This window comes from Bacteroides sp. B1-V-101 (assembly GCF_023656585.1).
GTDB classification, from domain to species: domain Bacteria; phylum Bacteroidota; class Bacteroidia; order Bacteroidales; family Bacteroidaceae; genus Bacteroides; species Bacteroides thetaiotaomicron.
On sequence record NZ_JAMOKH010000006.1, the window covers coordinates 117,796 to 141,260 of the forward strand.

General features: G+C 45.5%; 18 protein-coding genes. 3 read left to right on the forward strand and 15 right to left on the reverse strand.

What is annotated here, in order from left to right; genetic code table 11:
* Positions 1 to 71: 71 nt before the first annotated feature.
* The 11 genes from miaA to NBH01_RS07090 form a co-directional block, all read right to left on the reverse strand.
* Positions 72 to 992: a tRNA (adenosine(37)-N6)-dimethylallyltransferase MiaA gene (gene miaA / locus NBH01_RS07040; RefSeq protein WP_008759993.1), complete on the reverse strand. Its 921-nt coding sequence runs from the start codon at positions 990 to 992 to the stop codon at positions 72 to 74.
* Positions 993 to 1,131: 139 nt separating this feature from the next.
* Positions 1,132 to 3,774, reverse strand: a complete 2,643-nt coding sequence (locus tag NBH01_RS07045; protein ID WP_225679730.1) for a TonB-dependent receptor plug domain-containing protein — start codon at positions 3,772 to 3,774, stop codon at positions 1,132 to 1,134.
* Positions 3,775 to 3,785: 11 nt separating this feature from the next.
* Positions 3,786 to 4,991, reverse strand: a complete 1,206-nt coding sequence (locus NBH01_RS07050; RefSeq protein WP_008764499.1) for a transporter — start codon at positions 4,989 to 4,991, stop codon at positions 3,786 to 3,788.
* Positions 4,992 to 5,036: 45 nt separating this feature from the next.
* Entirely contained in the window at positions 5,037 to 5,681 is a 645-nt protein-coding gene (locus tag NBH01_RS07055; RefSeq protein WP_032840608.1) for an ATP-binding cassette domain-containing protein, read from the reverse strand.
* A 16-nt stretch (positions 5,682 to 5,697) separates the two neighbouring features.
* Positions 5,698 to 7,245 carry a DUF4836 family protein gene (locus tag NBH01_RS07060; protein WP_061474410.1) on the reverse strand — a complete coding sequence of 516 codons (1,548 nt, stop codon included), beginning with the start codon at positions 7,243 to 7,245 and terminating at the stop codon, positions 5,698 to 5,700.
* 21 nt (positions 7,246 to 7,266) lie between these two features.
* A complete protein-coding gene (locus NBH01_RS07065; protein ID WP_008760001.1) occupies positions 7,267 to 7,965 on the reverse strand; it encodes a 16S rRNA (uracil(1498)-N(3))-methyltransferase in 699 nt (232 codons plus the stop codon).
* Between the two features lie 6 nt (positions 7,966 to 7,971).
* Positions 7,972 to 8,568 carry a bifunctional nuclease family protein gene (locus NBH01_RS07070; protein ID WP_008760002.1) on the reverse strand — a complete coding sequence of 199 codons (597 nt, stop codon included), beginning with the start codon at positions 8,566 to 8,568 and terminating at the stop codon, positions 7,972 to 7,974.
* Positions 8,569 to 8,581: 13 nt separating this feature from the next.
* Positions 8,582 to 9,832, reverse strand: a complete 1,251-nt coding sequence (locus NBH01_RS07075) for a nucleoside permease (protein WP_008760003.1) — start codon at positions 9,830 to 9,832, stop codon at positions 8,582 to 8,584.
* A gap of 376 nt (positions 9,833 to 10,208) precedes the next feature.
* Positions 10,209 to 11,387, reverse strand: coding sequence for a class I SAM-dependent rRNA methyltransferase (locus NBH01_RS07080; RefSeq protein ID WP_008760004.1), 1,179 nt, complete (start codon positions 11,385 to 11,387; stop codon positions 10,209 to 10,211).
* Positions 11,388 to 11,441: 54 nt separating this feature from the next.
* Positions 11,442 to 12,092 carry a 3'-5' exonuclease gene (locus tag NBH01_RS07085; protein WP_008760005.1) on the reverse strand — a complete coding sequence of 217 codons (651 nt, stop codon included), beginning with the start codon at positions 12,090 to 12,092 and terminating at the stop codon, positions 11,442 to 11,444.
* Positions 12,093 to 12,098: 6 nt separating this feature from the next.
* Positions 12,099 to 12,758, reverse strand: a complete 660-nt coding sequence (locus NBH01_RS07090; RefSeq protein WP_008764503.1) for a DUF5063 domain-containing protein — start codon at positions 12,756 to 12,758, stop codon at positions 12,099 to 12,101.
* A gap of 122 nt (positions 12,759 to 12,880) precedes the next feature.
* On the opposite strand from NBH01_RS07090, the gene NBH01_RS07095 reads away from it, so the two are divergent.
* From NBH01_RS07095 to trxB, 3 genes are read left to right on the forward strand one after another with little or no spacing between them, the layout of a single operon-like run.
* Complete coding sequence (locus NBH01_RS07095; RefSeq protein ID WP_008760007.1) at positions 12,881 to 15,376, forward strand: FtsK/SpoIIIE family DNA translocase; 2,496 nt, start codon at positions 12,881 to 12,883, stop codon at positions 15,374 to 15,376.
* A gap of 19 nt (positions 15,377 to 15,395) precedes the next feature.
* Positions 15,396 to 16,043, forward strand: coding sequence for an outer membrane lipoprotein periplasmic chaperone LolA1 (lolA1, locus tag NBH01_RS07100; RefSeq protein ID WP_008760008.1), 648 nt, complete (start codon positions 15,396 to 15,398; stop codon positions 16,041 to 16,043).
* Between the two features lie 60 nt (positions 16,044 to 16,103).
* The gene (gene trxB, locus NBH01_RS07105; RefSeq protein ID WP_074856390.1) at positions 16,104 to 17,054 is read left to right on the forward strand and encodes a thioredoxin-disulfide reductase; all 951 of its coding nucleotides are present in this window, start codon (positions 16,104 to 16,106) and stop codon (positions 17,052 to 17,054) included.
* Between the two features lie 114 nt (positions 17,055 to 17,168).
* On the opposite strand, the gene NBH01_RS07110 is transcribed toward trxB, so the two are convergent.
* The 4 genes from NBH01_RS07110 to NBH01_RS07125 form a co-directional block, all read right to left on the reverse strand.
* Positions 17,169 to 19,598 (reverse strand): beta-N-acetylhexosaminidase, encoded by a 2,430-nt coding sequence (locus NBH01_RS07110; protein WP_008764505.1) that lies wholly within the window; start codon positions 19,596 to 19,598, stop codon positions 17,169 to 17,171.
* Between the two features lie 157 nt (positions 19,599 to 19,755).
* Positions 19,756 to 20,457: a Crp/Fnr family transcriptional regulator gene (locus NBH01_RS07115; RefSeq protein WP_008760011.1), complete on the reverse strand. Its 702-nt coding sequence runs from the start codon at positions 20,455 to 20,457 to the stop codon at positions 19,756 to 19,758.
* Positions 20,458 to 20,574: 117 nt separating this feature from the next.
* Complete coding sequence (locus NBH01_RS07120; protein ID WP_008764507.1) at positions 20,575 to 22,764, reverse strand: glutamine synthetase III family protein; 2,190 nt, start codon at positions 22,762 to 22,764, stop codon at positions 20,575 to 20,577.
* A 183-nt stretch (positions 22,765 to 22,947) separates the two neighbouring features.
* Positions 22,948 to 23,457 (reverse strand): hypothetical protein, encoded by a 510-nt coding sequence (locus NBH01_RS07125; protein ID WP_225679876.1) that lies wholly within the window; start codon positions 23,455 to 23,457, stop codon positions 22,948 to 22,950.
* Positions 23,458 to 23,465 lie beyond the last annotated feature (8 nt).

A 23,465-nucleotide genomic window follows, 5' to 3' on the forward strand; every position in this document is an offset into this window, starting at 1 on the left:
TCTATCCTAACTGTATTAACAATCGCATTTTTTATCTTTCACAGACCATTCGTAAATGACTGGCAAAGATACTAATTCCCTCGCAGTTTTTCTATCACAAAGGCTATCTTTTCTTCCATAGGCAGCTCTGCACTGACCCAGTGGATGGTAAATCCCCGACGTTCCATGCCGCGGAACCAAGTCATCTGACGTTTGGCGAACTGATGGATGGCCGTCTCCAGCTCAGTGAACATCTCTTCGTAAGTCAGTTTGCCTATGACGTATAACGTCAGGAATTTGTATTCCAGTCCGTAATAAATCAAGTCGTCCGGTGAAATGCCTTGTTCTGTCAATCGCCTTACTTCGTCCACCATTCCTTCGTCCAGCCGTTGTTTCAACCGTCGGGTAATCTTTTCGCGACGCAGTTCCCGATCGATATCTACTCCGATGATGAGGCTGTTCAACTTCGGAAACTCCCGTTCGGGAACTGGATGCACGGCATAATACTCCTCAATTTCTATCGCGCGGATTGCACGTTTCACAGTATCCACATCCGTAGAGTTGTGCAATGTTTTATATTGCTTCAGGATTTCGGTCAGTTCTTCGAGAGAGTGATTAGCCAGACGGGCACGTAACTCCGGATTTTCCGGTACCGGCATCAGCTTATAGCCTTTCAGTACCGATTCCAGATACATACCTGTCCCTCCACATAAAACGGGCAGACAGCCTTTTTGTTTGATGGATTCGTAAGAAATCAGGAAATCCCGCTGATATTCGAAAACATTGTATTTATATCCGGGATCGGCGATATCAATCAAGTGATAAGGAATTGGATGTCCGTCGACTGTATAATCTGCCAAGTCCTTGCCCGTACCGAGGTCCATTCCCCGATAGATCTGACGAGAGTCGGCACTGATAATTTCTGTATTCAGTTCATGGGCTAATGCTGCAGCAAAAGGAGTTTTCCCTGAGGCTGTTGGCCCTAATATGGTGATTAAATCATAGTCCGGCATAGCTTTATTCTTTAATGACGGCAAAAATACAAAATAATTTTGACCCAGTGGGTTATTTGGATGCTTTTATCTGATTATTTAATAGGAAGCAGAACTCAAATTTGAACTACATAAAAGTTTGAAGAAGCGTTGAGAAAAGCTACTTATTAATGGTCTGTAGGATACGACATACCTTTCCATTCTTGTCCACGCCCTCAATAATGATATCTTCGGGAGCTGTGCTGTCCGGTGTATAGTATTCTATGGTCGCTTTGCCTTCGGCGTCTAACCGTAATTCCGGATTCCAGTAAACGGTACTCCGGAAGTCCGAACGCTGAGCGTTCTTTTTCTCGGGAGTATCATAGGTGGGGTGATAGAATTCTACGGACTCACTGTATCCCAGCGGTGTATAAGTGATAATTCCTTGCGCTGGTCTGGCCGGAAGATTTCTAGGGTCTTTCAGAGTGATGACAACGGCACCTCCGGAAGCACGGGGACCCAGTATGACGGCATCTGCTCCTCGAAGCAGACTGATACTGGACATGTCACTGACTTGGATATCCTTCAAAATATCGGAAGCATCTTCATACACAATATCATCGATAACAATGATTGCCGGTTCGGAATTGTTACGGATATGTATCTCACTTCCGTTCGTGATTGTAACGCTGGGTAGTCTGCTGGCTGCATCAAAAGCTGTCTGACCGTATCCTTGCAGTCTGTCTTCTTCTACAGTATAGGTGTTGATACCCCCTGTATAGATACTTTTTGAACTCGGACGTTCCCGCTTCGCTGTAACTGTCACTTCTTTCAGATTGTACACACGCATTCCCCCTTCCATGTAATACTGGTCACGGGTATTCATCAGATAATCTTCCATAAAGGTAGTTGCTCCGTTAAAATAAGGGGCTTTATGCGTAGCGACCGGGTACTGGGGAGGATCCATTAGAATATCTACACCGGCAAATCCTTTCTTGGTGCGTGCCTGAACAAGGAATGTCGTGCTGTCTCTGAATGAGGTATTGACGATGAACTGGCCTTTCTCATCTGTTTCGGTGGTGGCTATGATATTGTATTTGGGAGCCAGTACACAGATGGGACCTTTCTTTACGTTTGCTCCGAAGAATCCCATGATTCGTCCGCTGATGGTTTGTCCTTTTTCTATATAATTTGTGAAATTCAGCGAAGGAGTGCGGAGAACATTTTCCATTTTATGCCTGCGCCAGCCATGTGTCATCATCAGATAGTCGATGGAACGGAGCGTCCGGGCGTCCTGATTCAGAAAATAGAATGCGGGGTCTTCCACATATCCTTTCAGATCCGAAGTCAGCAGGAGATTGGACAGGATATTATCGGCGAGAGAGTCGGGCTGAATACTTTTTCGGTCGGTGATGCTGACAGAGAAAGTACCTTCTACCGGGTTGCCCTCGCTGTCTTTGGCAGCGATCTGTAAAGATACCTTCTCTCTTTTTCCATACGTCGGTTGGTCTGTAGTGATTTGCCATTGATTCGGCTTATGGTCCGGAACGAAAATCAACCGTTCACTAAGTGCATTTCCTTGTTCATCAATCAGCATGAAGTGAGTGATCCCTTCCGTAAACAGGCTGTCATTCATCTTTCCGAAAGTTCTTTTCGGATTGATGGGTTGTAAAATGGCCAGTTTGCCACGGGTATGTGCAAGCAGAAATAATTTCTGAGGCCATTCGGTCGCTTCTGTCTTTTGGATTTCGTAGCGAATCTCCTGTTTATAGTGCGACATGGCGATGGAGATTCCTTTCGGTTCTATGGCAGGAAGGTCAAATCGCTTGGTAATACTGTCATTAGTTCTTACCGTAACATAATAAGTCTCATTGTTGACGGGATTCATCGTGAAGATGCCCATGCCGTTGTGTTCCGAACGGAAATTGGTAAGTGTGTCTCCTTTAGAGTTGAACAAGAAACCTTCGATCTCTTTAGAGAAGCCATCTGCTCCCTGTGCTTTGAAAGCGACATTCTGATGAGGAATGTTGATCAAGGCACCGCCTTCGGGGAAAAACTTCACATCGAAATCATTGGTAAACACAGGAAGATGGAAAGTCCGTTTGTAGATATATTGCGGATCGTCAAATTCTACTTCTATTCTGCGCGCTACCGGAGAATTTAAATCGGGTAGGGAAATGGAAATCCAGCCGTTTTCGTCCGTCTTTTTTTTGCCTTTGTTTTTTATCTTACCATTCTCAAGGTATAGGTATTTGATTGTTGTATTTTCAAAAACAGCCTGTACGTTGCTTGTAAATTTGATCTTGGCAGTGTAATGTGTATCATCTTCTTGCTGATACTCGATGCTCGAAACGATGGTATTGTCAATAGAGTTTCCTATCTTGATGTTGCGCGAAAAGAAAAAGTCGGGGTCTTCATTCAGCATCCAGTTGCTGTATCCCCGCAGGTAATAATCGCCTGCCGGAAGGGTGGCAGGGAGGGTGAAGGCGTTGTGGAATCCGAGAGAATCTCTGCGGATTTTCTTTCGTTCCACAATGGAGTCGGAACGGTTGATCAGTTCCGTAATGATAAAATTACTTTGTGCGTTGTTCTGATGGGTGATGGCGTTCACCAGATAGCCTTTGAACCATATCTTTTCTCCGGCTCCGTAGAAAGGCTTGTCCAGATGGAGGTACAACTTTTCTTTAGGAATTCTTTCCATCAGACTGAAGTTGGCGATAATCGTATCTTGCATGGTCTGTGCAGATAGCGATGAGAAATATAGAAGGACTCCCAAGAGTACTGTGATACTTCTTTTACTTTGAAGAGTAGTGGTGTTTTTCATATATTGTGTTTTTAACTTTTATGCATCCAGATTGAAAGAACTTTTCGCTTCACAGCCAGTATATTAATGACTGATACGATGAGGAATAAAAGAATACCCATACTGACAGCTACCCATAACGAACCGGTTTCCAGTTGCGGGAAGAGGAGTCTGATACTCTCTATGTAATAGCTGCGCAGCCAGCATACCAATCCGACAGATAAAATCAGTACGATGATGTTCAGTCCTACGGTCAGTATCTGATAAGGCAGCGCTACCCTGTTGGGGCTGTAGCCTATCAGAAGCAGACTTTCGAGTTTGGTTGTATTCTTTTGGAGCAGTAAGAATATGCTGAGCATCAGGATATAGAATGACAGGATACTGATGAATAAACCTACTCCCAGCACAATACCTACGATAAGGCGAAGGAAATAAGTGGTCTTTCCGGCATCCAGTTTTCCGTCTTCCGTCTCGTAGCCTTTTTTCTGAAAGTAGCTGGCAATAGAAGAGTCGGCGGGATTGCTGACCTCGATGATCAGTCGGGCAGGTTGTGCCTCCGCGTCGGGGGCGAAGTTCTTGTTTGCCCAGTTCATGAAAGACTGCGGAACGAGAATCGTATTCAGACGGTTGGAAAAACCGACGATGTTTCCCTTGTATTGTTCTACCCGTCCGTTGCCCCGCATCATGATGTCCATCTGAATAAGTCCCATTAATCCTTCTGACAACTTAGGCAGACTGCGGCTTTGAGCGAAACCGAAGTTATACAGATTCAGATAATTGCGTGGGATAATGATGGGAATGGTATGTGTTTCTTCGTCAAAGTGCCATTTGTCGAGTTTGATATCTACAAATTCATCGGGAACTGACTCGAAGAACATATCCGTAGAGAGATGAATACCCGCTTTCTGCATCCCCAATCCCGCCGAAACTTTGAATTGAGAAGGAGTGAAAGCTCCTATCGTTTTGGTAAACGACTGTTTTTTCAGATCAGCGATATCTTCGGGAGAGAACGTATTGCTTTTTCCGGCAAAAGACCCGAGCGTACTGATTTTCTTGGTTGCTATGATGAAGTCTTTTTTCATAAAGCTGTCTCCTTCGGTGAATACGGGAATGACATCTTTGTAAAACTGTACGCTGAGCAATACAATCATCATGCCGAACAAGTTGGCTAAAAAGAAACCGGCTAACTGACCGATACTGATATGTTGGCGGAGAAGTTTCCAGACAAGGGTATTCATTATTTTGTATTTTTATATTTTTAGGCGCGAATGACGCAGATTCTATTATAGTTGAAGCACCTTCTTGTATGGCAGTTCGATATGTTTGCCAATGGACGTGGCGATGACTCCGGCACCTTGTTTTCCGGCTTCGTCAATGATGATTTCTCCCATGATGCGGCTGTTCTCATCATCCAAATGGCTGATAGGCTCATCCAGAAACAGGAAGTCAAACGGCTGGCAGAATGCACGGATAAAAGCGACCCGTTGTTGTTGGCCGAAAGAAAGTTTTCCGGCTTTCACGTTCAGTTTATCTGAGATACCCAGCTTCTCGAATAATGAAAGAATCTCTTTTTTCTTCTTGTGTCCGGTAAGGTTATTCTTCAGTTGTACGTTTTCTATCGCTGTAAGTTCGGTGAAGATACGCAAGTCTTGAAAAAGCATACTCAGTGAATGCTTTCTCAGGTCTACCCATTGCTTCACGGAATATGCTTTGATATTGGTTTCATCGAAATTGATAATTCCTTGATAATCGTTGCGATAGCCGTAAAGATAGCTGCACAACGATGATTTTCCGGTGCCTGAGGCGGCTTCTATCAGATACATTTCTCCTTTCCGGAAGATAAGGTCCTGATGCCATACATCAGAGGTCACCGAATTACGGTCAGCAAACACTTGGGGAAGTGTTTGCTGTAAGTGAATACTATTCATGCCGTTCATTGACGAATTACATGCCGGCGAATTGCTTGGCAAAATCTACGATTTGTTTGAGGGCATTGACATCTTTGTCTTTCAGGCAAAGGTCTGTTTCGCTTGTTTCTCCTTCCGAACTTACGGATAAATAAGAAACTTTGGAAGCGAGATCAGAATAAGTCTTGAACTCCTTGCCTCCGAAACCTACCAGCATCTTTACGACCGGTAAGTCCAGTATGGCTTCAGCATTGATGGCCATAAATACGGTCTTACCTTTCATATCTGCTGCGTAAGGAGCGTCTTTGATCGATTTGTCAACCGCTTTGCCAATGCTCTTGTAGAGTAGTTCGTCATTGGTGGCGTACATCTGTTTGTCCTTGATGCCGAAAAATATATTCATGCCTCTTGTTTTGTAGACATACTCGTCTTTGCCCAGTTCCATGATGTCTTCTCCTTTTCTCATGCCCAGTGACTGCTTGTTCTTGTAAAGAGCTTCAAGAGCATTCCCATTCTTTACATCAGCATAAGCAAGAAAAGTAGGGGCACTGTTCATGGTTACATTGATCAGCCCGGCAGAGATATCGCCGTTGAATGAACTGAACAGTTCTTTTACTTCATCCGCTTTGGCGATAGACACAGTGCTGCGGAATTCTTTATTCTCACTCAACAGATTGTAAAGTCCGTCTCCTTTTACGCCCATATTGATGAACATCAGCGTAGATGCCGGAAAGTATTTCACGAATGTGCCGTTTGTCTTTCCAAATGATTCCATTTGTTTTTTCAGAAGCGCTTTGACGGCGTCGTTCTCCGTGTAGTTTTCTGTTTTAAGGGCGATCTTGCCTTTTTCGAAGTTCAGTCCGCCTAGGATGGTAATGTCTTCCGGTTTGATTTCAGAAGGAAGTCCCATGCTGATCTGGCTTCTGTAAGTAGAAGGGATTGCTGACATGGAGGCGAAGAAGTTGATATCACTCTTTTGCTTGGCTATTTTCTGGAAGGCTCCGGATTTCGCAATGCTGTTGTCGGCAGTCTGTTTCATTAGTTTGGTGATGGCTTCTTTGGCTGCTTCTGTCTGAGAAGTTCTGCTGGCAGAGATAATGATTGCAGTGGTTTCATTGAAAGCAAGCAAGTTTCCGTTCAGGGTAGTGAAGCTATATCCGTCCGCTTCGCTGACCGGCTGGCAGATTTGTTCTTTTGCCATCACATCGAGGGAAGCGTGCAAATCGTCTTCATTGCTGACTTTGGCAACGAATGCACCACCGGAAATTTGGGGAGAGCTAAAGATATAGATCGGTGCTTCCGGATCCAGACCGGATGCTCCCGGATTGTTGATCACCTTCTCCAACTGTTGGAAAGTGGCAGCATTCATCCCGCTTTTCATTGCTTCCAGCAGTTTCTGTTTAGCAGCTTCATTTTCTTTGTCGTTCATTCCGGCTTTGTTGGCCAGTGATTTCAAATCAATAGAGGCAACAGCCGTAGCGTCTGCCGGTATTACGTTCGTATATTCCGTTTGTTTGGAACATGCTGCCAGAAACACAATCAGTACTGCCAGTACCGAGAGCCGTGAGATCATTTTCTTTGCCATACTCATACTATTTAAAAGTTATTATTGGTTCAATAAGTTCATTGTGTGGCAAGCCACGAGTGCCGCTGTCTCTGTCCGAAGCCGTGATTTACCCAAGCTGATGGGAGTGAATCCGCATTCGATGGCTTTCTTCACTTCCTCTTCGCTGAAGTCTCCTTCGGGACCGATCAGAACGAGAGCATCTTCTCCTGCTTTCAGTACATTTTTCAGCTGAGGCTTTTCGCCTTCGTAACAGTGGGCAATAAATTTCTGACCTTGAAACTCTTGTGCAATGAACTTGTCGAAGTCCGTCATTTCGTTGAGTTTCGGCAGGCGAGCCTTAAGAGATTGCTTGATGGCTGATATCAGAATCTTTTCGATCCGTTCGGTTTTAATCACCTTGCGTTCGGAAAAACGGCAGTTGAGAAAAGTCAGTTCGTCAAATCCGATTTCCGTAGCTTTCTCGGCAAGCCATTCATTGCGGTCCATATTTTTGGTCGGCGCCATGGCAATGTGCAGATGACACGGCCAGAGCGGTTCCTGAAAGATTGTTTCTTTGATGGCTACAAGGCAACGCTTGTTGGTTGCAACCGTGATTTCTGCTTTATAGAAATGTCCCTTACCGTCCGTAAGAGTGATTTCGTCTCCGATACCCAACCGCAGGACGCGGGTACAATGTTGTGCTTCCTCTTCCGGAAGTTCGTAGTTTTTCTGTATATCGGGAGTATAAAATACGTGCATAATTGGTTAGTGGTTTTGATTTCTTGAATTGATCCGGTCGCGTATCTTGGCAGCCAGTTCGTAATTCTCGTCTTTGATTGCTTGCTCCAATGCTTCTTCGAGTGACATTGAAGTAACGTTGCGAGGCAGATCCCGCTTCTTTTCGTCTTCCGCTTCTTCATCAGACTCTTCAGGATGTCTTCTTTCCTCGTTCGATATCCGAAGGCATTCCTGTTCCAGAATGGATTCATAAATGAGGATCGGACATTCGGCACGGATTGCCATACCGACAGCATCCGAGGTACGTGTATCGATACGTATAATTTCTTCGTCTTTTTTAAGGTAAATGTAGGAATAGAAAATACCGTCCTTCGCCTTGTAGATCAATACGCGGAGCAAACTAGCTCCTAATACGCCGATAATGGTCATGAACAGGTCGTGTGTCAGAGGGCGGGGAGTTTTGACCCCCTTCATATACAGGGCGGTTGCCTGAGCTTCAGCGGGACCTATGATGATAGGCAGTTGCCGTTCACCGTTCACTTCACCCAACAGTAGGGCAAAAGCGCCTACTTGCGCTTGGCTATTTGTGATATTTAAAACTTGTAATTCTACTTTTTTGTCCATTGTTCTTTTTTACTTAATTTACTTTATTCTCTCGTTGGTGTTTGTACTTGAATACCAGAGCAAACAGGATGCCGATCACCAGTGCATACGCCGCAAAGATAAACCAGATGTCCGGCCATTCACGGCTCACTAGTTTGCCATCAGCATATACTGAGAATGCGTCTACGACAGCACCGCTGGCATATCCTCCGATGATGGCACCCAACCCGTTGGTCATCATAAAGAACAACCCCTGGGCACTGGCACGGATGGAGGAACTGGTTTCTTGTTCAACAAACAACGAACCTGAAATGTTGAAGAAGTCGAACGCCATACCATACACGATCATGGAAAGAATCAGCATCCACAGACCGGAACCCGGATCTCCGAAGCCAAACAGCCCGAACCGGAATACCCAGGCGAACATACTGATCAGCATCACTTGCTTGATGCCGAAATGTCTCAGGAAGAATGGTATAGCGAGAATAAATAATGTTTCAGACATTTGAGAAATAGACAGCAGGATCACCGAATGTTTTACTCCGAAAGAATCTGCAAACTCCGGAATACTGGCGAAGCTCCCGAGGAAAAGGTCACCATACGTGTTGGTGATCTGCAATGCTGCTCCTAAAAGCATGGAGAACAGGAAGAAAATAGCCATTTTCTTTCTTTTGAATAATACGAATGCATCCAGTCCGAAGGAAGAAAGTAATGTTTTCTTTTCTGTCTTGGCCGGTTTGCATGCCGGCAGGGTGAAAGAGTATAAACCCAGCAAGAGTGCGGATGCACCGCCTACATAAAGTTGTGCGCTGGAGTTCTTGAATCCGGTAAGGTCTACTGCCCACATGGCGCAGATAAAACCAATCGTTCCCCATACACGGATAGGAGGGAAGTCCTTGATCAGGTCGCATTTATATTGTTCCAGTGCATTGTATGAAACGGTATTGGCCAGTGACAGGGTAGGCATATATACCAATAAATTGAGTAGCATAGCCCAATACATCTGGTCATAATTCGTAACGGTAGAGGCATAGAAAAGACAAGCTGCCCCTGCGATGTGGCAAAGTCCGTATAAACGTTCGGCATTGAACCATTTATCGGCGATAATACCAATGATGCCGGGCATGACTAAAGAGGCAATACCCATGGTGGCGAAGATGGCACCGATCTGTCCTCCTTCGAAGTGGAGTTCTCTGCCCATGTAACCCCCTAGTGAAATTAACCATGACCCCCATACAAAGAATTGCAGGAAGTTCATAATGATCAAACGAACTTTTATACTCATGACTTTTCTAATTTGTGTTTCTCTTTTTACGTTAATAATAGATGCAAATATAATATTTTCGTTGATTGGGTGGACAAGTTAATCGATAAAAAGGGGATAAAAAAGCCATAAATGCGAAGAATAGTGAAGAATTGCTGTTAAAAAGAGGGTGGATAGGCATATAAAAAAAGAAGGCTATCTATCCCAGACAGCCAATCTTTATTAACCTTAAATCTAATACCATGAAAAACACAGTGCAAATATAAAGGGTTTTATGTTATAGAACATAATGATTTGCCGAAAAACTTCTATTTGTTAACTCTAATTAACTTTGAAACTATTATTTTTCTTTTATTCACCCCTTGTTTATGCAAGTTCATGGTGTTTATGACATATATTACTCTACATAGAGTACCAGCCCTTTCAGGTATTCTCCTTCGGGATGGTATATATTTACCGGGTGGTCGGCAGGCTGGGTTAGTTGGTGCAGGATACGTACACTACGTCCTGACATAGCAGCAGCGGTAAACACAGCTGTGCGGAAATTATCCTTGGTTACCACCTGAGAGCAGGAGAAAGTAAACAGGATGCCGCCCGGTTTGATCTTTTCGAATGCTTTGGCATTCAGTTTCCGGTAACCTTGCAAGGCATTCCGCAAAGCATCCTTATGCTTGGCAAATGCAGGCGGGTCGAGGATTATCAAATCGTATTGGTCGCCCATGCGGTCAAGGTATTTGAAAGCATCTTCGGCGAAAGCTTCGTGACGCGCATCGCCGGGGAAATTCAGTTCTACGTTTTTGTTAGTCAGATCGATTGCTTTGGCAGAACTGTCAACGGAATGTACCAGCTTTGCACCTCCACGCATAGCGTAGAAGGAGAAACCGCCGGTGTAGCAGAACATATTCAGTACCGAACGGTCTTTAGAATAATGCTCCAGCAGTGAACGGTTTTCGCGTTGGTCTACGAAGAATCCTGTCTTTTGGCCTTTCAGCCAGTCTACATGGAACTTCAGGCCGTATTCCCGTGCGATATTATCGCTGCTTCCTCCTTTAAGGAACCCGTTTTCGGGGAAAAGATCTGCCTTAAAAGGCAGTGTAGTCTCCGATTTATAATAGATATTTTCGATCTTGTCACCCATTACTTCCGACAGGGCTTCGGCGATAGTCATGCGGTCTACATGCATTCCTGCGGAGTGCGCCTGCATGACGGCAGTCCGGGCATAAATGTCAATGACCAGCCCAGGCAGATTGTCTCCCTCACCGTGTACAAGACGGTAGGTGTCATTGGTGGGATTGACTGCGATACCGATTCCACAACGCATATCATAGGCAATTTGCAGTTTACGTTTCCAGAAATCGTGGTCGATGGGTTCCTGACGGAAAGAGAGCACACGTACAGCGATACTTCCGATCTGGAAATGTCCTTCGGCTATAAATTCCTTCTTCGAAGTGTATACTTCTACAACTTCACCTTCTTCGGGTTCTCCATCGAAACGAGCGATTGCTCCGGAGAAAATCCAGGGATGAAATCTTTTTAAAGACTCTTCTTTGCCGGGTTTGAGGTATACTTTATGCATGTTGTTTAAAATGCTATTTTATCAGTTATTAATTAGTCTTTTATCGGTTATTTGTCAGCGATTGGCGGGAGCATTTGCGTCAACCTCTTCTTCTACAGGGAGGCTTTCGACCTCGTAGTTGCCGGTTCGTTTCAGTTCCTGCAACAGGTTGTAGATGTTGAGGCAAGCCCAGGCATCGGTAGCGGCATATTGTTTCTGTCCGTCGCTCAGTACGTCCGCTTCCCAGTTGGACAGCCGTTGTGATTTGGAAATCTTTTCTTTGAACAGGATTGCATAAATCTTTTGCAGACTTTTGTCCTGTATGCCGAACTGGCGTACATAGTCTTGCAGTTCGATGCAGCTCTGTTGGGTAAAAGGTGCACGTTTGTGCAGCATCATAAAGTCGTCTTTGAGCGACAGTCCTACTTTGATAACAGCCGGATTTTCCAGCAGGTCGACCAAAGGTTGGGTGAGTCCGGTCATATTGAGGCGGAACAGGAAACAGCATTCGTCTGAAGAAATCTGCAGAAGTGCTACTTTATGACTTTGTCCTTTGGTGAAGGATGGGCGCGTTTCGCTATCGATACCCAGTATCGGCTGAGATTGCAGGTAAGCTACTGCTTTTTCTGTTTCCGCTTCCGACTGGATCACATGGATTCGTCCCGGAAATACAGTTTTCGGGAGTTCCTTTAGTTCGTCTTTATTTATACTTCTTCTTACTATCATTTTTGTTTATTCGTCATTACGACAATGGCAACCGTCCTCATGACAATGACATTCGTCGTCGTGGCAGTGACAACCGTCTTCTTCACAACAATAGTCGTCATCGCTTAGTTCGTTATTCTCTTCCTCGTTGTCTTCTTCGTCATTCTCATTCTGCTGGTTATACTTCACATCGTGAAGGGCACGCAGAGTGTTTACCAACTTCTGTCCCCACAGCAGACCGAAGTTTTCCTGACAGATGGCCAGCGAGTCGTTCATGGTTTCGTTCAGTCCCAGCTGGAAAACGAAAATAAAATCTTTGATATCTTGATAGATATCTGCCAAATCTTCCGAGATGGACTTCTTGATAGGCTGGTCACTGTACACCATATCCTGTACGAAAACGTCCAGATAATCATCCTTTTCACCCATCAGCCCTGCCAGATTGATGCGCAGAATCTCGTAGATTTCCTCTGTTACATACGTTTCGGGTGCCTCGTCTCCAATCGTTTCACACTTCGGAAGCAAGGATGCTTTGAGATAGAGCAGGGGAAGTATTTTTAAGGACGTGTCGACAAAAGCTTTGCGCTTCATGTGTTCAGCACGTTCGAGGAATGCGCAAAATTCGGCGGCTACCGTTACGAACTCGATCACATTCTTTTCAAATATCGTTTGGCTTTCTTTTTCCATAATCAGATTGATTTGAATCGCAAAGGTAAGAAAAAGGATTGAATGAGAGTACTGCTCGTTATTTTTTTATTATTTTTGCGGCTTATAATACGGATTCCAATTTATTTAAAGAATAAAGACTCATGGCAAAAAAGAAAATAGATAAGGAGGCTGAACGCACTCCGTCTTCTCCTGGAAGGATTGTATCAATTTTTAAGAATGAAACCGTTCATTTTGTGATCGGATTGATGCTGGTAATCTTTTCTGTTTATCTTTTGTTGGCTTTTTCTTCCTTCTTCTTTACGGGGGCAGCCGACCAAAGTATTATCGACAGCGGCAACTCGGCAGACCTTGCGGCGGTTAATAACAATGTAAAAAACTATGCCGGATCTCGCGGAGCACAGTTGGCTAGTTATCTGATAAATGACTGTTTTGGAATATCTTCTTTCTTTATCCTTGTCTTTTTGGCGGTGGCAGGATTGAAGCTGATGCGGGTGCGCATTGTCCGTCTGTGGAAATGGTTTATCGGTTGTACATTATTATTGATTTGGTTCTCCGTATTCTTCGGTTTCGCTTTGATGGATCATTATCAGGATTCTTTCATTTATCTGGGAGGTATGCACGGTTACAATGTAAGCCGCTGGCTGGTTTCGCAGGTGGGAGTTCCCGGAGTATGGATGATCCTGCTGATAACGGCAGTCTGTTTCTTTATCTACATAAGTGCACGGACGATAATCTGGTTGCGCAAACTTTTTGCTCTGAGTTTCCTCAAACGTCAGAAGAAAGAAGAGGAAAAAGAGACAGCAGAAGAAGGAACACAGGAGTTCACGACCTCGCAACCGCAGGAAGTGGAGTTCAATCTGAAACGTACTTATAAGCAAACACCTCCTCCTGCTCCCGTGATGGATATACAGGCAGAAGAACCGAAAGAAGAATCTCCGGTCAACGCACCGGAACCGGACGACGAACTTCCTTCTGCTGATGAGGCGGAAGGGGTGACTATGGTCTTTGAACCGACCGTAAGCGATGTGGTTCCTCCTGCTGCTCAGGATGAATTGCCGGGTGAGGATGAACCCGGGTTCCAGGTAGAGACAGCTACGTCCGAAGAAGAATATCAGGGTCCGGAGCAAGAACCTTATAATCCGATGAAGGATCTGGAAAATTACCGTTTCCCGACAATCGACTTGATGAAGCATTTTGAGAATGACGATCCGACGATTGACATGGACGAGCAGAATGCGAATAAAGACCGTATCATTAATACATTGCGCAGCTTTGGCATTGAAATCAGTACGATCAAAGCTACGGTAGGTCCTACGGTGACTCTTTATGAAATTACCCCTGAACAGGGTGTGCGTATCTCGAAGATCCGGGGCCTGGAGGATGATATCGCCCTGAGTTTGTCAGCGGATGGTATCCGTATTATTGCTCCGATACCGGGTAAGGGAACCATCGGTATTGAAGTTCCGAATAAGAATCCGAAGATTGTATCCGGTCAGAGCGTGATTGGAAGCAAGAAGTTCCAGGAGTCTAAGTTTGACTTACCGATTGTACTGGGTAAGACGATCACGAACGAAGTGTTCATGTTCGACCTTTGCAAGATGCCGCACGTGTTGGTGGCAGGTGCTACCGGGCAGGGTAAGTCTGTCGGCTTGAATGCAATCATTACTTCCTTATTATATAAGAAGCATCCGGCTGAATTGAAATTTGTACTGGTTGACCCGAAGAAGGTGGAGTTCAGCATTTACTCCGTCATTGAAAACCATTTTCTGGCCAAACTTCCCGACGGAGGCGAACCGATTATTACGGACGTGACCAAGGTAGTGCAAACGCTGAATTCTGTTTGTGTGGAAATGGATACACGCTATGACCTCTTGAAGATGGCTCATGTACGTAATGTCAAGGAGTATAATGAGAAGTTTATCAACCGCCGCCTCAATCCGGAGAAAGGACATAAGTTTATGCCGTATATTGTGGTGGTAATCGACGAGTTCGGAGATTTGATCATGACTGCCGGTAAGGAAGTGGAACTTCCTATTGCCCGTATTGCGCAGTTGGCACGTGCGGTCGGTATTCACATGATTATCGCTACGCAGCGTCCGACAACGAATATCATTACAGGTACGATCAAGGCGAACTTCCCGGCACGTATTGCGTTCCGTGTATCTGCTATGATGGACTCCCGTACGATTCTTGACCGTCCGGGGGCAAACCGCCTGATTGGTAAGGGAGATATGCTCTTCCTGCAAGGTGCTGATCCGGTACGTGTGCAGTGTGCCTTTATCGATACGCCGGAAGTGGAGGAAATCACGAAGTTTATTGCCCGTCAGCAGAGTTATCCAACTCCGTTCTTCCTGCCCGAGTATGTGAGCGAAGACAGCGGTAGTGAAGTGGGCGACATTGATATGGGACGTCTCGACCCGTTATTTGAAGATGCGGCACGCTTGGTGGTCATCCATCAGCAAGGTTCCACTTCGTTAATTCAACGTAAATTTGCTATTGGTTACAATCGTGCCGGACGTATCATGGATCAGCTTGAAAAGGCGGGAATCGTTGGACCCACACAGGGAAGCAAGGCTCGTGATGTACTCTGCATCGACGATAATGATCTTGAAATGCGTTTGAACAATTTACAATAACAGATCGTTTATTAATCAAATGAGAAAATACATTTTTAGTGTTTTAATAGCTTTACTGTCACTGCCTGTGATTGCTCAACAACAGCAGTCGCAGGCTAAAGCTGTTCTGGAGAAGACAGCCGAAGCATTTAAGAAGGCAGGTGGTGTAAGGGCTGATTTTACCTTGAAGGCTGTCAATGACGGTCATCTAGAAGGACGTGAGAATGGTATCATCCAGTTGAAAGGCGAGAAGTTTATGCTGAAGACCTCCGAGACAACCACTTGGTTTGACGGGAAAACACAGTGGAGTTACATGGTGAGAAATGATGAAGTGAATGTCAGCAATCCTACTCAGGAAGAATTGCAGCAAATCAATCCGTATACCTTTCTTTATATGTATCAGAAAGGATTCTCTTATAAGCTGGGAACTGTGAAGGTATATCAGGGTAAAGCTGTTTGGGAAGTGATTCTGACTGCTAATGATAAAAAGCAAGAGTTGGAAAGTATTACGCTTTATGTGACAAAGAGTACGTATGAACCGGTTTACATTCAGCTTCAGCAACGTGGTCAGAAAACGCGTAATGAGATTACCGTGACAGCTTATCAGACCGGACTGGATTATGCGGATCATGTTTTCACTTTCGACCGGAAGGCATACCCCACTGCGGAAGTGATAGACTTACGATAGGATGTTCTTTTGAGTAAGAGATGAGATAGTTGGAATATAAAACAATAATATAACAATAAAATGGCAGAAATAGAAAAAGTAAAATGCCTGATTATAGGCTCAGGGCCTGCCGGATATACGGCAGCGATCTATGCAGGACGTGCTAACCTTTGTCCGGTGCTTTATGAAGGATTGCAACCCGGTGGTCAGTTGACGACTACTACGGATGTGGAGAACTTCCCCGGTTATCCGGAAGGAATCAGTGGTCCGCAGTTGATGGAAGATTTGCGTGCGCAAGCCAGCCGTTTCGGAACAGACGTCCGTTTCGGTATTGCTACAGCGGCAGATTTGAGCAAAGCTCCTTATAAAATAACGATTGACGGTGATAAGGTGATTGAAACGGAAGCATTGATCATTTCTACCGGTGCTACGGCCAAATACCTGGGGCTGGAAGACGAAAAGAAATACGCCGGAATGGGAGTTAGCGCTTGTGCTACTTGTGACGGTTTCTTCTACCGGAAGAAAGTCGTTGCAGTGGTGGGCGGTGGAGATACAGCCTGTGAGGAAGCGATCTATCTGGCTGGTCTGGCATCCAAAGTATATCTGGTGGTTCGCAAACCTTACCTGCGTGCATCGAAGATTATGCAGGAGCGTGTGCAGAAGCATGAGAAGATTGAAGTTCTTTTCGAACACAATGTAGTCGGCTTGTTTGGCGACAACGGCGTAGAAGGTATGAATGTCGTGAAGCGTTGGGGCGAATCGGACGAAGAACGTTACAGCCTGCCGATCGACGGTTTCTTCTTGGCTATCGGTCACAAACCGAATTCGGATATCTTCAAGGAGTATATCGATACTGACGAAGTGGGTTACATTATTACAGATGGTGACAGCCCCCGTACGAAAGTTCCCGGAGTATTCGCAGCGGGAGATGTGGCTGATCCGCATTATCGTCAGGCTATTACAGCAGCGGGAAGTGGCTGTAAGGCTGCTATCGAAGCGGAACGTTATCTCTCTGCAAAGGGAATTATTTAAAGATGAAGTAAGGCGGAATGCTTTGCATGGAATAAATAAGAACTGAATCGATAAAAAAACGGTGGACATGAGCAACAAGCTGAATGTCCACCGTTTTTTGTTATCTCACAGGCATTAATATGCTTCGATTTCGTCTATCCACAATTCGGCAGGAATGACTTCCGGACCGTTGTTCTTTTCGAAATTGACGCCATTACGCAAGGTACCGCCATTCTTGATTTTTACTTTCAGGAAAGTGGCTTGTGTCGGTTCGAATTCGATAGAGTCGGTGAATGCGATTCTTCCCGTTTCCGGACAATCATGCTTCAATACTTTTTCGGCTATCTGAGTATATTGCTGACCGTCAGCAGATACTTCTACGGCAACTCCTCCGGCGGGGAGCATTCTCATGGCAGGATTGAACAAGGAGCCGAAGACCACTTTTCTTACTTCTGTCGGTTTGTCCAGATGGACGATGAATTCCAGGTCTTTACCCTCTACGATTGCGAAACTGGACCACGGAGTGTAAGAAGCATTGTTACCTCTCTTACCATTCGTCAGACCGAAAGTTGTTTTGTCAGCTCCCAGTACATCATTGTCGCCGAAAATATCCCCTGTCCATCCCATTGTATAATTGACGGTAAATGGTTTTCCCGCCAGCAGATTGCCATACAATGGCTTGTTGGTGACTTTGCCCAGCATCTTGCCGTCTTTGAAGGCGGCAGCTTTCAGGTCGATGTTTCCTTCAAGTGCGAAAGGCTGTTCATATAGCGTAGAACCGTAAGTCGGTTCGCTGCCGTCTGTGGTGTATCTGATTTCCGCATTCGGGTAGAATGTTTCCAGCAATACCATCAACGGACCGTTTTCATCCGCATGAGTATTGATGTTTACGTCGAAGAAGTTGAGGCAGGGTTTGGTATCCATGACTTCCAGGCGCTCAAATTCCGTAACCATGCGTTCGCAGAAACTCTTCCAGTTTTTGTTGGCATCCAGCGTCCATCCCGTTTCCGCGATTGCCATTGCACGTGGGAAGGCCTGATAATCTACTCGGTCGGAAGTTTTCATATATTCTCTCCAGAGGTTGCCTTGCATACCGATAATATGCTTTTTCACTAGTTCATCGGCATCATCCGGAACAGGATTGTAGCTATAAGTCTTCTTCAGCGTTGTGTATCCGCCGATGGTAGTCGGGGCGATTTCCGGATCTTCCTGATAGAAGTCCAGATAAGCATAAGGCATGGGAGCCATGATTGCGTTGTGTCCTGCTTTAGCTGCATTCAATCCGCCTTCAACGCCACGCCATGATAAGACAGTAGCGTTCGGAGCCAGACCGCCTTCCAAAATCTCGTCCCAGCCGATGATATTGCGTCCTTTGCCGTTCAGGTATTTTTCCATGCGGGTAACGAAGTAACTTTGCAGTTTATCTTCCTTGCTATGCTTCATTCCGTCCACTTTGCTGGGAGTCACGTCATCCTTCAAGCCTAACTGACGAATCAACTGCTGACAGAAAGCACTGTTCTTCCAAGCTGTTTTGGGGCATTCGTCCCCTCCGATATGAATGTATTCGCTGGGAAATAATTCGACTACCTCATCCATGACTCCTTCAAAGAACTTGAAAGTGGTCTCGCTCGGGCAGAATACCTGTTCGAATACGCCCCACGTAGGTGATACTTTATATGTCTGTGTAGAATCACAAGACAATTCGGGGTAAGCAGCCAGAGCCGCCAATGCATGCCCCGGCATTTCTATTTCGGGGATTACATTGATATATTTGCTTGCAGCATAAGCTACTACTTCTTTTATCTGTTCCTGTGTGTAATATCCTCCGTGTTCTATTCCGTCGAATACTTGCGGATAGTTCACATAATAATAGTCTACCAGCGTCTTTTCACGTTTGGAACCTATCTCTGTCAGTTTCGGATATTTCTTGATTTCGATTCTCCATCCCTGATCGTCCGTCAGATGCCAGTGGAAAACGTTCATCTTGTTCATTGCCAACAGGTCGATAAACTTGTAGATATACTCTATCGGGGCGTAATGGCGGCAAACGTCCAGCATCAGTCCGCGATGTACAAAGCGGGGAGCGTCTTCGATCTCTACAGCCGGAACAGACCAGTCGGCTTTCTTCTTCAGTTCTTTTCCGTAAACAGCGGGAGGAAGAAGTTGATAAATAGTCTGTACACCATAGAAAAATCCGTTCGGCTGGGAAGCTGTAACTGTAATAAGGGTAGGGGTGACAGACAGTTTGTAGCCTTCTTTAGGCATACCTTCTTGTAGTACGAAACTGATAGCAGGCTTTCCATCCACGCTTTCGGCTTCTTTCAGAGAGATTCCGGCAGTCTGTTTCAGTTGTTCGGCAAAGCCGTCGGCTACCTTTTTAACTTCCGGAGCATCGGACGGAACTACCAGCCGGACTTTGTTACTCAGTTCGAAGCGGCCTTCTTTGGGAACAAGCTGGTTGGGTTGCGGAACGATATTGTACTCGTTCGTCACTTCTTTTGGCTTCTGACAACTGGGGGTAATCATAAGTAAGGACAAAAGAAGAAGGGAAATACTTTTCTTCATGGTCTGAAATTGTGTTAAGTTATTAATATATTGACAGGACAAATGTACTTGTTTAATTGATAAGTTCCAATAGTATAGAAATAAAAAAGCCGATGTGACGAACATCGGCTTCCAGTTAAAGTTTCAGATCACTTTTTATGATCGTATAAGGTCTGTATTATCCTATCTTGCTTATTTTCTTGAGTTTTTCTTCTTCAATGATTTTGATCTTTCTTCCGTCGATGGTGATCAGGCGTTCCGTAGCGAACTGTGATAAGGTACGGATGGCGTTCGAGGTGGTCATGTTCGACAGATTTGCCAGGTCTTCACGGGAAAGATAAATACTCAATGTCGACCCGTCTTCTTCCAGACCGTAGCTTTCTTTGAGGAAAATTAGCGATTCTGCCAGACGTCCGCGGATATGTTTCTGTGTCAGGCTGACGGTACGTTCGTCGGAAATGCCGAGATCGATAGAAAGCTGGCGGATGAAGAACATGGCTAAATCATTGTTTTGAGCAATAAGCGTGGTAATGGCAGTCATGGGGATGAGACAGATAACAGAAGGTTCAAAAGCAGCGGCAGCAGTTACGAAGTCTTCCTTTGCGAAGTATGCACGGTACGCAAAGTATTCCCGCTGTTTAATCATGCGGATAATCTGACTTCTACCTCCTACACCATCTTTGAAGATTTTGACCTTGCCGGTAATGAGGCACATCAAATGAGAGGGAGTCTCCCCTTCGCAGTAGATGGTTTCGTTTTTTTTGTAGGTCTGTATTGTATAATTGTTCATCAGAAACTCCCTTTGTTCGTTATTCAAAGGAGCTAACAAATCGGATAATGGTTCCGAAATATCGATGTCTGACATGTTCATTTTTACCATGGGTGCTACAAAACTGTGTTATACAGCACAAAAGTAGAAAGAAAAAATGAGAAAATGAACGAATCTATAAAAAGATTGCACAAAAGCAGGTTCTTTCGTGCAATCTTCAGGAGCTTTTTATTTGGTGAACAAGAGTTCCCTGTACTTGGGTAGCGGCCATATTTCGTCGTCTACCTCCATCTCCAGGTGATCGATATGATCGCGGATTTTATCAAGATAAGGACGTACTTTTTCTTCGTATTCGAATGCTCTCTCTTTGTAGTTGTCTTTGTGATTGGCAACTTTTCGGGCTTCGGTCATTTCGCGTACCAATACTTTGATGGAAGTCACCCGGTGTGAGATTTCGCGAATCAGCTCTTTGCGGTCGGCGCTCAATACTTCGTATTCTTCGGGAGAGAAGATTTCTTTCATTTTGCAAAGATTCTCCAATAGCCGGTTCTGGTAGGTGACAGCCGTCGGCACGATGTGGTTGATGGCAAGGTCGCCCAATACGCGTCCCTCGATCTGTACCTTCATGGTGTATTTTTCCAGTTCTACTTCGAGACGGCTGTTCAGTTCGGTTTCGTTGAAGATGCGCTCACCGATCAGTACCGATTTCGACTGGTTGTCTACGTAGTGCATCAGTGCTTCCGGCACGTGGCAGATGTTGGTCAGTCCGCGGCGGGCAGCTTCCTGTCTCCATTCTTCTGAGTAACCGTCGCCTTCAAAGCGGATGGCTTCGGAAGCGATGATGGTTTCTTTCAGCAGGCGGAAGATAGCTTCGTCTTTGCCCACTCCTTCTTCCATCAGTTTCTCCACAGATGCGCGGAATTCGTTCAACTGGTTGGCCATGGCGGCGTTGATGGCGATCATGGCGGCGGCACAGTTGGAAGAAGAACCGGCGGCACGGAACTCAAAGCGGTTTCCGGTGAAGGCGAAAGGAGAAGTACGGTTGCGGTCGGTGGTATCGAGCAAGATTTCCGGGATACGTCCGATTCCCAGTTTCAGCGTAGTCTTTTCTTCCGGTGTCATCTTTTCGTTTCCTACTTGGCGTACGATTTCGTCGAGGGTTGCCGAGAGTTGTGAACCGAGGAAGCAGGAGAGGATGGCGGGAGGAGCTTCGTTCGCTCCCAGGCGGTAGCTGTTGCTGGCACTCATGATGGAGGCACGCAGCAGGTCCTGGTTCTTGTATACCATCATCAGTACGTTTACCAGGAAAGTAAGGAACAGCATATTGCCTTTCGGGTTCTTTCCGGGGGCAAACAGGTTGATGCCGGTGTCGGTGCACAGCGACCAGTTATTGTGTTTGCCGGAGCCGTTAACGCTGCTATATGGTTTTTCGTGCAGCAATACATTGAAGTGATGCTTGCGTGCGATACGCTTCATCAAGTCCATGACAAGCTGGTTGTGGTCGTTTGCCAGGTTGCAGTTTTCGAAGATGGGAGCCAGCTCGAACTGGTTGGGAGCTACTTCGTTGTGACGGGTCTTGGCAGGGATGCCCAGTTTGTGACATTCGATTTCGAGTTCCTTCATAAATGCGGTGACACGTGGAGGAATGGAGCCGAAATAGTGGTCTTCCAACTGTTGGTCTTTGGCGGAAGAGTGTCCCATCAAGGTACGTCCGGTCAGACAAAGGTCGGGACGTGCATTATATAAGGAGGAGTCTACGAGGAAATATTCCTGTTCCCATCCTAAGTTGGTAAAGACGCGTGTTACGTTCTTGTCGAATAGCTGGCAAACCTCCGTAGCAGCTTTGTCTACAGCAGCAAGTGCTTTCAGAAGCGGAGTCTTGTAATCCAGCGCTTCGCCTGTGTAAGAGATAAAAATCGTAGGGATACAGAGCGTGGTATCTACTACGAATGCTGGAGAAGAAACGTCCCATGCGGTATATCCGCGAGCTTCGAATGTATTACGGATACCGCCATTGGGGAAAGAAGAAGCGTCCGGTTCTTGCTGAATCAGCAGTTTTCCGGAGAATCGTTCAATGACTCCGCCGTCTTCGCCGAATTCGATAAAGCCGTCATGCTTTTCGGCGGTTCCGTCTGTCAGAGGCTGAAACCAGTGTGTGTAGTGGGTGACGTTGAGCGACTTGGCCCAGCTCTTCATGCCGTTGGCAATCAGGTCGGCTATTTCACGGCTGATCGGTGTACCTTTTTCGATTGCATCGGTAACAGCCTTATAGGCTTCCTTCGGAAGATACTCCTGCATCTTCTTGCGGTCGAATACGTGGCTACCATAATAATCAGAGAGTTTGTTGGAAGGGGCAGTAACTTCCAGCGGCTTCCGGTTGGAAAGTTCTTGTAAGGCGTAAAATCTCATTTTTGACATAAATCGTCTTCTTTTTATCGGTTGATGGCGCAAAAATATATGTTTTTTCTGAAAGTACCCCTATTTAAAAGAGGGTATTTTCAGAAAAAACATATATTTTTCTGAGGAACACCCCCTCTTTAAAGGACTGATTCGTCTCTGAATTACCTTTTGCCCGTCATGGCGCTTTTTGATTATAACCGATTAAGAGATGGATGCCAGTATTTCCTGCTGTCCGTCCTTGTTTTTCTGCCGGTCGATTTCCGCAGCCATCTGTTTGACTAACATTTCTACCTGCATATAATGCTTGTTCATGTTTCTGTATAGCAGCTTCATTGTAGGACTGTCCATAGCCATTTGGGTGAGGAACTGTAGATGCTTCCCCATCGATGCGTTCATTTGCATACGCGTTTTTTTGTTTAAGTCGTCCTGTATGGAGTAGGCACCGCAGGAGAGCAGGATTTCTGCTATGCCATCATCCCAAGCGTGCATGGTGAGATGGGTGAGTGCTCCCACAATTTTCTTCAGGTCTTTCAGCAGAATGTTTAGCATTTCGAATTCAGTGCGGTTTACGGAGCAGGAATCCGGGTTCAGGAAGAGGGCGAATTTGAGGTAGAAGTCCTTTAATTCTCTGTCATTAACAATAAATACATTTTGGGGAGCTTGTGTGATACCTCCCACCGTTGGTTGAACGGCAACTTGTTCTGTTTCCATAATAAGTG

Bases quoted from the DNA above. Each gene is read 5' to 3' on its own strand.
- miaA (WP_008759993.1), bottom strand. From the start codon at position 992: ATGCCGGACTATGATTTAATCACCATATTAGGGCCAACAGCCTCAGGG.
- NBH01_RS07045 (WP_225679730.1), bottom strand. From the start codon at position 3,774: ATGAAAAACACCACTACTCTTCAAAGTAAAAGAAGTATCACAGTACTC.
- NBH01_RS07050 (WP_008764499.1), bottom strand. From the start codon at position 4,991: ATGAATACCCTTGTCTGGAAACTTCTCCGCCAACATATCAGTATCGGT.
- NBH01_RS07055 (WP_032840608.1), bottom strand. From the start codon at position 5,681: ATGAATAGTATTCACTTACAGCAAACACTTCCCCAAGTGTTTGCTGAC.
- NBH01_RS07060 (WP_061474410.1), bottom strand. From the start codon at position 7,245: ATGGCAAAGAAAATGATCTCACGGCTCTCGGTACTGGCAGTACTGATT.
- NBH01_RS07065 (WP_008760001.1), bottom strand. From the start codon at position 7,965: ATGCACGTATTTTATACTCCCGATATACAGAAAAACTACGAACTTCCG.
- NBH01_RS07070 (WP_008760002.1), bottom strand. From the start codon at position 8,568: ATGGACAAAAAAGTAGAATTACAAGTTTTAAATATCACAAATAGCCAA.
- NBH01_RS07075 (WP_008760003.1), bottom strand. From the start codon at position 9,832: ATGAGTATAAAAGTTCGTTTGATCATTATGAACTTCCTGCAATTCTTT.
- NBH01_RS07080 (WP_008760004.1), bottom strand. From the start codon at position 11,387: ATGCATAAAGTATACCTCAAACCCGGCAAAGAAGAGTCTTTAAAAAGA.
- NBH01_RS07085 (WP_008760005.1), bottom strand. From the start codon at position 12,092: ATGATAGTAAGAAGAAGTATAAATAAAGACGAACTAAAGGAACTCCCG.
- NBH01_RS07090 (WP_008764503.1), bottom strand. From the start codon at position 12,758: ATGGAAAAAGAAAGCCAAACGATATTTGAAAAGAATGTGATCGAGTTC.
- NBH01_RS07095 (WP_008760007.1), top strand. From the start codon at position 12,881: ATGGCAAAAAAGAAAATAGATAAGGAGGCTGAACGCACTCCGTCTTCT.
- lolA1 (WP_008760008.1), top strand. From the start codon at position 15,396: ATGAGAAAATACATTTTTAGTGTTTTAATAGCTTTACTGTCACTGCCT.
- trxB (WP_074856390.1), top strand. From the start codon at position 16,104: ATGGCAGAAATAGAAAAAGTAAAATGCCTGATTATAGGCTCAGGGCCT.
- NBH01_RS07110 (WP_008764505.1), bottom strand. From the start codon at position 19,598: ATGAAGAAAAGTATTTCCCTTCTTCTTTTGTCCTTACTTATGATTACC.
- NBH01_RS07115 (WP_008760011.1), bottom strand. From the start codon at position 20,457: ATGGTAAAAATGAACATGTCAGACATCGATATTTCGGAACCATTATCC.
- NBH01_RS07120 (WP_008764507.1), bottom strand. From the start codon at position 22,764: ATGTCAAAAATGAGATTTTACGCCTTACAAGAACTTTCCAACCGGAAG.
- NBH01_RS07125 (WP_225679876.1), bottom strand. From the start codon at position 23,457: ATGGAAACAGAACAAGTTGCCGTTCAACCAACGGTGGGAGGTATCACA.